Source organism: Paenibacillus darwinianus (assembly GCF_000598065.1).
GTDB classification, from domain to species: domain Bacteria; phylum Bacillota; class Bacilli; order Paenibacillales; family Paenibacillaceae; genus Paenibacillus_I; species Paenibacillus_I darwinianus.
Genome location: NZ_KK082210.1, coordinates 1 through 8,403, shown reverse-complemented (window position 1 = coordinate 8,403; position 8,403 = coordinate 1). Strand labels below are relative to the sequence as shown.

The following is an 8,403-nucleotide window of genomic DNA, read 5'->3' as shown; positions in this document are numbered from 1 at the left end:
GCGGCTCTCCTTCCGGTATATCCGCGATTCGCGACAGATAAGACCCCGTGCGGGAGACGACATGGGCGTAATAGGCATGGGTCGCCTCTTCATTAAGCGCGTAAAAGCAAGCCCCATGAGCCATCAGCTCGACAGCCGCCTCCAGCCCGCTCCTCACCTCGGCAGGCGTCGCACCGCCGATGATGCCGATGAACTCACCCGACAGCGGCCCGGAGGCGTGCCCCGAGCCGGCGTAGAACGAACGGGCATAGACGACCTCCACTGCCGATCTTTTCGTCGCCTCGTCAATTGCCGTGTAGCCGACGTCATCGATGCTGGACGTCAGCAGCCCCAGGCTGCGGATACCCGGCTTCAATTCCAACTGCCGCGCCAAGCCGGCGTCGACGTTGGGAATGACCCGAACGGCAAGCGGCACCGCCCGAATCGGTTGCTGTCTCACTGGAGTCCCCCCTCCCAATCGCGCTGAAAACAAAAAGATGCCAGGACTCCGGTAACGGCTCGCCGTCCCGTAAGCCTAGGCATCATTGCCTTTGCCTCTATGCTTTTTTGATTGACACCTCTAATTTATACGAAAATTCTGATTTTTGCAAGCAGAAACAAAATGAATGGTATAATCGAAGCAATTGGACGATTAATCGAAGCTGGCGCACTGGCCAAAATCCAGTAACGCAAGGAGCACAATCGCATCGCACGATAAGGAGGCTGACGGGTATGATCGTCTCGGAAAAGCTTTTGGCCTTATACGGCTTGGATCGGGATGCCTTTATCAAGCAAATGGAGGTGCGCAGGCAAGGCACCGCCATGGAAGCATTGGACATCGAATATGTCGAGCTTGATCCGGACCGCGTCGTCATGACGATGCCGGTCGGCCCGAAAACCCGGCAACCTGCAGGATTGCTGCACGGCGGCGCATCCGTCTTATTGGCGGAAACGGCCGCCTCGATCGCGGCAGCTTTGAATATCGACATGCGGAAATCCACCGCCGTCGGACTCGAAATCAACGCCAACCACGTCCGCAGCAAGAAGAACGGACTGGTCACCGCCGTCGCGACCCCGCTGCACAAGGGAAGAACAACGATGGTTTGGGATGTGAAAATTACCGGTGAGGACGGGAAGCTGATCTGCGTCTCCCGCTGCACGGTAGCGATCGTCGGGCTGCGCTGATCGGTATAGAGGCAAGAGGCCCCCGTTAAGTCATTCGGGATGACTTAACGGGGGCCCTTCATTTTAACGCCGGCTTCTCTTATCAGGATTTTTTGTTGGTACGCTTGTCGGAGCGCTCGTCGGACTCATCGTTGTCGTCATCCTCGTCGTCGTTTTCGAACTCAATCTCGATTTTCTCGCCGTTGGAAAATTTGATTTCAAGCTTCAATTCCCGGACTTGGTCAAGCTCCAGCTCCTGCGCTGCCAGCACCTGCCCGGTAATCTCTTCTTCCGTCATGTCGGGCGTGATGGCGCTTGCCTCGAGAAGCCCCCCGACGACCGCTGCCGCTTCGTCACCTTTGAGCTTTTTCTTCTTCCCGTCTGCTTTCATCACGATTTCCGCCGAAACCCGGCCTTTTTCGTTTTTATATTCGATTGATGTGTCGGCGCCGTCGGTCGATTTCAGTTCCAATTCAAACTTGGTTATGCCGGCCGTCGACTCGTCCACCAGGGCTTTGTCAATGAAACTGGCCTCCACCACCACATCGCCGTCTGCCGTAACGGATACCGCGTCACCGACCAGCAGTTGGGAGGCCGGAATGAAGCGCTTCTGGAAGGGAACCGCCAGAGCGGCCGCGATTTTGTAAGTGAACGAATCGCCGTTGTAGCTTTCGACGGTAATTGTGCCATAGCTCTCTTCGCTTCCGCCATTACCCGCATACACGGCATCCGTCACCGTCGTCGCCGGATTGCTGGTCCCGTTGAAATCGATCGCGGTTATAGTTCCCGTTACGGTGATTGCGCCTGCCTGCTCGAGCAACTGATCGCCTGTTCTGACGAGCAGCGCGGCCATCTCCGCGCGGGTGACGTTTTTGCCTGGCTTGAAGGAGCCGTCGGGATAGCCGCTGACGATGCCGTTCTCAACCGCCAGGTTAACGTAACCGACCGAGCCTGCGGCGATATCGTCGGCATCTTTAAAGTCCGGCACAACGGTCATGGTAGCCAGCGCCTCTTTTTCCAAACCGAGCGCTTTCACCAAGAGACCTGCAACCCAAAGCCGGGTGGCCGGCTTATCGGGCTGAAGCACGGAATCCGAAGTATCGAACAAGCCCTGCTCCAACGCAACCATAATGTATCCTTTGGCCCATTTGAAATTTTTCTCGATGGACGCCGCATCCTTGAATTGCAGCTTTGCGCTGACGGGCTTCGTCTTGGCTTCTTCCTCCAGGCCCATCAAGCGTACTGCGGTCACGACCGCCTCTACGCGGGTGACTGCCTGGTTCGGCCGAAAGCTGCCGTCCGCATAACCGGCCAATACGTTTCTCGACTTCATCTTGCCGATCGATTCAACCGCCCATGCCGCTTCGTCGGAATCCTCGAATTCGAGCTTCAGCTCTTCCCGATCTTCCTCTGAGCCGGAAGCGACGTGCTCCGCCGCAAAGCTTTGGCCCGCAAAGCCGAATAACATCACAGCGATTAGCAATCCGTTTCTGTACACATGACGCAGTTTTTTGTTCATGTTCATGAAATCTGCCCCTCTCCACTCGTTAATTCAATCTCGATATAATGCCGTCTTTAATAAATTGCTGCAACGTATTGACCGGTATATCCGTCTTCTGACAGGCTTCCATCAGGCTCGGCTTGGGGTGCGTCATGATGTAATGCTTCACCTTGTCGATGTCCTCGCTGTAATTGGACGTACATTCGGCACAGAACATCGACCTGCTGTTGAGCATCACCTGCCCGCATTTCGTGCAATTCGAAAGCGCCATCCGCTCCCTCCCTTCCTGCAAGAATCTGGCCGTGAAACAAACAAAAAGCTTAGCCATGTTGCACATAGATAAGCTTCGCTTCTATTTGCAACTGGCTGGCATAGTCAAAAACCTTAGCCCCTGTAGTTTTGCGTCATCATCTTTCAATGATTTTGCCAAAGTATGAAGTTAAATTTAGGAAAAGCATACTCCCTTCATTATATCAATATATTTACATTTGACAAGTCTCGACAGCATCGCTGATACCTCGCCGCATAGACGCCATCCTTGCCCGTCGTGCTAACCGAATATATGACTGATATAAACCATGATCAATAGCCCGACAATGAATGAATAAGTGGAAGGCCGCTCATGACCGTGCCCGTGACTTTCCGGGATCAGTTCCTTATACACAATAAACATCATTGCGCCTGCGGCAAAAGCCAATCCTAACCCGACTAGGCCTTGAATGTAATTGGCTGAAAAATAACCTGCGGCCGCAGCCGCCATTTCCATTAAACCGGTCAGTGCCACAATCAGCACCGATTTTATTCGGGAAACGTTCGAATGGATCAGAAAAACGGCCAGCACCAGACCTTCCGGCATATTCTGCGCCCCGATCGCAATCGCCACCATCGGTCCCAGACCTTCATTCTGGCTCGCATAGCTGAACCCGGTGCTCAAGCCTTCCGGGATATTATGCAGAAACAATGCGATGATGACGAGCAGCGACTTCGAATCGAGCGATGCATTCTCGGTTTCCACATGAATGTGCGGGATGTTTCTCTCAATCAAGTCGAGCACAAAGATGCCGATGAGAAATCCGACCGTCAAATAAAAAATATTGGATTCTTCGATGGCTTGCGGCATCAGCCCCATCGTGGAGGCCGAGACCATAATTCCCGCCGTGAAGGCAATCAGTATATCCTTCCATTTCTCCGACAGCTTGCGGATAAATAACATGGGAGCTGCGCCCAGAACTGTGGCCATTGCAGAAATAAAGCTTCCGATAAGTGCTGTCTCCACGTGTCACTTCCCCTTTGCGGCCGAAAGCGCGCATATCGTTCTGAATCAGAATTATACCGGACTGCTGACGGTAAAATCAAACCGGGAACAAGGATTGAAATGGCTGATGACCGGCGCGGTCAGTGCCATGCTGGTGCTCGGGCGACGGCGGAGCTGTTGCAACGCCGTAAGCCGGAGGCATTGGCCTGCCGACTCTTGTGCGCACACGCCAAAAACCATGGCATTTGCAGGGAGAAACGCCGCTGCGCCATGGTTTTTTTTGCGTGTGCGGGCAACGAACCGCGCATTGGCATTTCTCAGCGTGGGTGCCGTCCTTCCATCGCGTTCAACCAGTCCGTTCCCAGCTCGGAAATGAATTGTTCCTGAAACAACTTATAGCCGCCGGCATTCATGTCGTCTGCCAACCGGGCATCCCATAACGCCTTGAACTTCCCTAATCTTGCTCGTTCCTCCCCGCTCAAGGAAAGCCTGCGCTCGGTCGCCTTAACCCCTTGCGCATACGTCCCTGCGCCGAAACGCCACGCCGCAAAATGTTCACGGTAACGAGCTGCCAGCACATTGCCGATTTCCAAACCTTTAACATCGAAATCACCGGAGTAAAAAAGCCGCCCCGACCACGGGCCCTGCTCGACAAGCCGATCGATCAGCCGCAAGGCGGCGGCGCTCGCAGGCCCGCTCACACAGAGTAAGAGCGGGCGATGCGCACATACGGGAAGCTCCGCTCGCATACCCAGCCTCGCCTCCGCCAAATCCACCAGCGTGGAGAAGACGGGCGGGTTCTCCACCACATATACGTCGGAAAACGGTTCAAACCGCTCGGCGGCCTCGATTTGTCTAAGTGTTAACACGCCGGGCGGCGTCGAACGCTGTCCGAGCGGATCGTAAAAATGTACAATTGAGGAGATATCGTCGTCCGCGATGCCCGCGGCGCGGTAAATCTCTCTGACAAGCAGGCTGTTCAACCCCGCCGCCGCATCGGTTGGCGCGTTATACGGCGATTCCTCAAACGTGAAGTCCCCGGCTTTATTTCCGCCCGCTCTTTCTTTAAGTGCTTGGAAGAACAGCCTGCCTGCCGGCCTCGTCCGGTCGAGCGCATGTGCATCTCCCGACACTTGAGCCGCGAGCACCGGCAGCCGTATCGAAGGAAGCTGCAACGAACCGCTCCCGAAGCCGGCCTCACTCGTCAGGATAACGTTGAAGGCACGCGAAGCGGCAGTCAAGGACCGCACTGCCGCAGCAGGCGACTCCCGCATCAATTCCTTCAACGTCCGGTAGCCTCCCGCAGCTCCTTGCATTAACCGTTCCAGCCAATTATTCAGCTGCGGATGAATGTCGCCCCCGTCTCCAAGCAGCACTTCCCGGACTTCGCGAAATATCGCCGACCATGCATCTCGCGCAAGCAGCTCACGGTCCGTCTTGGTCAGCAGCGGCTTGCCCGACAGCACGACATGCAGCTCGGTAATCGAGTACGGGAACGACGAACTTGCCAATTCCCGCTCAAAGAGCGGCAGCGGCACCTTGATTGTATCCCCGGGCTTCACGTTCCAGCCAAAAAACGTGTTTACCGCCTCGCACTCCTCGGCTGACGCGGCAGCAATCACCGCATGTCCGCCCACCTTTTCGAGCCCCTCGTATCTCCGCCACACCTCCGCAAGCATTCGGCGAAATCCCGGCTTCAGAAAATAACCCCGCGCATTGTCTTCGCGCGTCTTCTCCCTCTCCCTCATATCACTGGGCGCCTCCGTATAACGATCGGCCCTTATCGATCGGCCTCAGCTTGCACATATTCCTTAACCTTTCCGTTCCAGCGATAGCGGAACAGCGTGACGAAATCGACGTCCTTCGGCCGGTAAATTTCATAAATCGCCAGCTTCGGCACCGAATCAAAGCAACCCCAAAGCACCTGGGATGTCATCATGTAATCGAAGCCCATGTCGGTCAACAATTTAAACATATCGCGCATATTCTCATCGTCGACACCGGCGAACGCCTCATCGAGCGAGATCAGGCGCGGGGCCTCGGGACGGGCGTCGGAATAACGCGACCAGGTGGCGGCGAACAGCGGGATATACATCGCCATCGCTTTCTCTCCGCCGCTCAACACATTGAACCGGGCGTCGGTAAGCGGCCGGTAGCCCGCTTGCTCGCCTTTGCGGTATTTCAGCCCGAATTCGAACCAGTTCCGGTAATCCAACGCCTCATACAGATGCTTGCGCAGCGACTCCTGCTCTTCTTGCGCGTTCTGCTTGGCGTAGCCGATTTTGTCTCGAAAATGTTGAATCATTGCATCAATCTCATCTTCGCGAAGCCGATGGGAATCGCGCTTCAACAATTCCACAAGCTGTGCGGTATCAAGTTGATTCTCGGTGACGGCAGGCTTCGGCTCCCACTCCAGCTTCAGGCGCAGCCCGCTTGACGTGTTCCGCTCCTCCATCAGCTTGTTCATGTCGCGCACCCACTGCTCCGCGCGGTGAATCCGTTGACGGATCGCTTTGCCTACGCTGCGCAAAATAATTTCCTCATAAAGCTCACGATCCTTCTCGCTAAGCAACGCGCCCTGCTCCTCTTCCAGCCGCTCCAGCTCCTCTACGAGCGCGAACGGCGGCTGTGGACGCGTATGGTCCCGCATCGACAGCACCAGAATGCGTCCCGTCGCTTCCTCGACCACCGTCTGCAAAATATACTCGGTCAGCAGCATGCGGGCGGCGTTAAACTGCTCCAACAGCTGGTTTTTCACATTCTCCACATTGCGCCCGGCAAAAAGCCCCTCGTACTGCTGCCGCAGCTCCTTGGCAGCCTTATGCGCGCGCTCGGGCATGTCGCTGCTTGCCGTGTCCGGCTTATCGCGCCATTCCGCCACCAAGCCGCGCTTCAGCTCGTTCCGCCATTCGTCCATCGTCCGGTCCAGCCGGAACCGGAGCGCCTCCACTTGCTTACTGAGCAGCTTGAGCTGCTCGTCGGCCCTCGAAGCCTTATCGCTGGCGAGTTCCAGCTCGTCCTCCACAGCCTTGCGCCTGGCGACCAATATGCCTTCTTCCGCGCGCAGCTCCCCCAGACGCCTGGCGACATCGGCCAATCCAAGATCTTCGATAAGCCGGCGGAGCGTCTCCACCTGCGCCCTGAACGAACGCCGGCGCTCATCCAGCTCATCCGCCAGCGCCTCCTCGTCCTCCAGCTCAACGCGCAAGTTTGCCAGCTCCGCATCAATCCGCTCCAGGGAAGCCCCGGCATCCCGGTATTGCCGCCATGCCGAATGCAAATCCCCGATGGCGCTCTCGTAATCCCGGATGACGATCAACGCCTCCTGCAGCTCACGCTCCCGCTTGAGCCGCGACCACCCTGCCGTAAGCTCCACCAGCTCCCGCTGCAGTTCGCGCCATTCGGCCGACTTGGCCTTGAAGCGCTCGAGCGCCCGCTCTTCCTGCATCATGGCCGCTTCCAGACGATAGCCGGCCTCCTGCAGCAGTCGCAAATCATGCTGCAATTGAGCTCCATCCGGGAAAGCGTCGCGCTCCTCTTGAAGCGTCCGTTCCCGTGCTTGCAGCTCCCCGATTTCCCGCTCAACCGTCGCCGCCGCCAACTCAACCTCTGCAATGGCGTCCGCCAACCGGGCAATCTCGAGCATTCTGGTGCGCTTGCGGGTTTCCTTCCCGATATATTCCGCCCGGGGTTTCAGACCGGCCTTGCCGGCAAGCGGCCCCAGCCTGAATTCGCCGTTGCCGGCCAATACGCCGCTCCACTCCCCGTACTCCAAACCGCTGCCCCCTTCCTCCCACAGGAACGTCCGCAGCACCGCGTCGATCGTTGCGGCGGTCAACCCGCTTTCCTCCGAAGGAGACGGGACGAGCACATCCGCCAGCGTGAACCCGAATTCAATCGGGTTCGGCATAATCCACGCCTCTTCCTGCCAATCGTTCAGCCCGCCGTATCGCCCGTCCGGCGAGATCCAGGCATCCAGCAGCCCCGACCGCTCAAGCGCTTCCTCGACGCGGGCCCGCGCTTCCTCCGCTGCATGCGGCTGAAAGTCGCAAACCGCGTAGAGCGGCGCCCCGGACCGGTCAAGCTTCTCCGTACGCGCGCTGATGCGCGCCTCGCTTCGCTTCGGCTCGGGCTCCCGGCTCTGCTCCCAGCCTTTTTTCTCCTCGAGCAGCCGTTCCCGTTCGCCGAGCAGCTCCGCTTTCCTCTGCTCTGCGGCCAGCCTCAGCCTGACCGCTTCATCCCGATTATCCGCATAGCTCTGTTGAAGCGCAGCGCGAACAGGCTCCAGTACGCCTTGATTCGGGCCATAGGCGCGGATAGCCGCGAACGTCGCGCGGACCGCTTCGTCGCCGAACGTCAGCCTTCGCAACCGTTTCTGCCAGACGAGCACTTCCTCCTTCATCGCCTCCTTGCTCTGCTCGAAGCGCTGTTCAAGCCCGGCGCGCTCGCGTTCCGCCTCATCCCGCAGCCGGCTCGCTTCGCCGAGCTCCGTCTCCCGCTCCCG

Annotated in this window: 7 protein-coding genes and 1 riboswitch; of the genes, 1 reads left to right on the top strand and 6 read right to left on the bottom strand. The window is 57.5% G+C overall.

The window, feature by feature from the left end; genetic code table 11:
* A partial coding sequence (gene eutL, locus BG52_RS13860; protein WP_036667508.1) for an ethanolamine utilization microcompartment protein EutL occupies positions 1–439 on the bottom strand: 439 nt, incomplete at its 3' end.
* 335 nt (positions 440–774) lie between these two features.
* On the opposite strand from eutL, the gene BG52_RS13855 reads away from it, so the two are divergent.
* Positions 775–1,164: a hotdog fold thioesterase gene (locus BG52_RS13855; protein ID WP_036581128.1), complete on the top strand. Its 390-nt coding sequence runs from the start codon at positions 775–777 to the stop codon at positions 1,162–1,164.
* 82 nt (positions 1,165–1,246) lie between these two features.
* Here the strand turns inward: BG52_RS13855 and BG52_RS15005 are convergent, their stop codons facing one another.
* The 5 genes from BG52_RS15005 to BG52_RS13830 form a co-directional block, all read right to left on the bottom strand.
* Positions 1,247–2,668, bottom strand: a complete 1,422-nt coding sequence (locus tag BG52_RS15005; protein WP_051587674.1) for an S-layer homology domain-containing protein — start codon at positions 2,666–2,668, stop codon at positions 1,247–1,249.
* Between the two features lie 22 nt (positions 2,669–2,690).
* Positions 2,691–2,915, bottom strand: coding sequence for a hypothetical protein (locus BG52_RS13845; RefSeq protein WP_036581097.1), 225 nt, complete (start codon positions 2,913–2,915; stop codon positions 2,691–2,693).
* 83 nt (positions 2,916–2,998) lie between these two features.
* Positions 2,999–3,082: riboswitch (cyclic di-GMP riboswitch) on the bottom strand.
* 112 nt (positions 3,083–3,194) lie between these two features.
* Positions 3,195–3,920 carry a ZIP family metal transporter gene (locus tag BG52_RS13840; protein ID WP_036581100.1) on the bottom strand — a complete coding sequence of 242 codons (726 nt, stop codon included), beginning with the start codon at positions 3,918–3,920 and terminating at the stop codon, positions 3,195–3,197.
* Positions 3,921–4,216: 296 nt separating this feature from the next.
* Positions 4,217–5,647 (bottom strand): TIGR02679 domain-containing protein, encoded by a 1,431-nt coding sequence (locus BG52_RS13835; protein ID WP_036581102.1) that lies wholly within the window; start codon positions 5,645–5,647, stop codon positions 4,217–4,219.
* Between the two features lie 32 nt (positions 5,648–5,679).
* Positions 5,680–8,403 (bottom strand): TIGR02680 family protein (locus BG52_RS13830; protein ID WP_036667507.1); only part of this gene is annotated, 2,724 nt, incomplete at its 5' end.

Coding starts and splice junctions, on each gene's coding strand:
- BG52_RS15005 (WP_051587674.1), bottom strand. CDS start 2,668: ATGAACATGAACAAAAAACTGCGTCATGTGTACAGAAACGGATTGCTA.
- BG52_RS13845 (WP_036581097.1), bottom strand. CDS start 2,915: ATGGCGCTTTCGAATTGCACGAAATGCGGGCAGGTGATGCTCAACAGC.
- BG52_RS13835 (WP_036581102.1), bottom strand. CDS start 5,647: ATGAGGGAGAGGGAGAAGACGCGCGAAGACAATGCGCGGGGTTATTTT.
- BG52_RS13855 (WP_036581128.1), top strand. CDS start 775: ATGGAGGTGCGCAGGCAAGGCACCGCCATGGAAGCATTGGACATCGAA.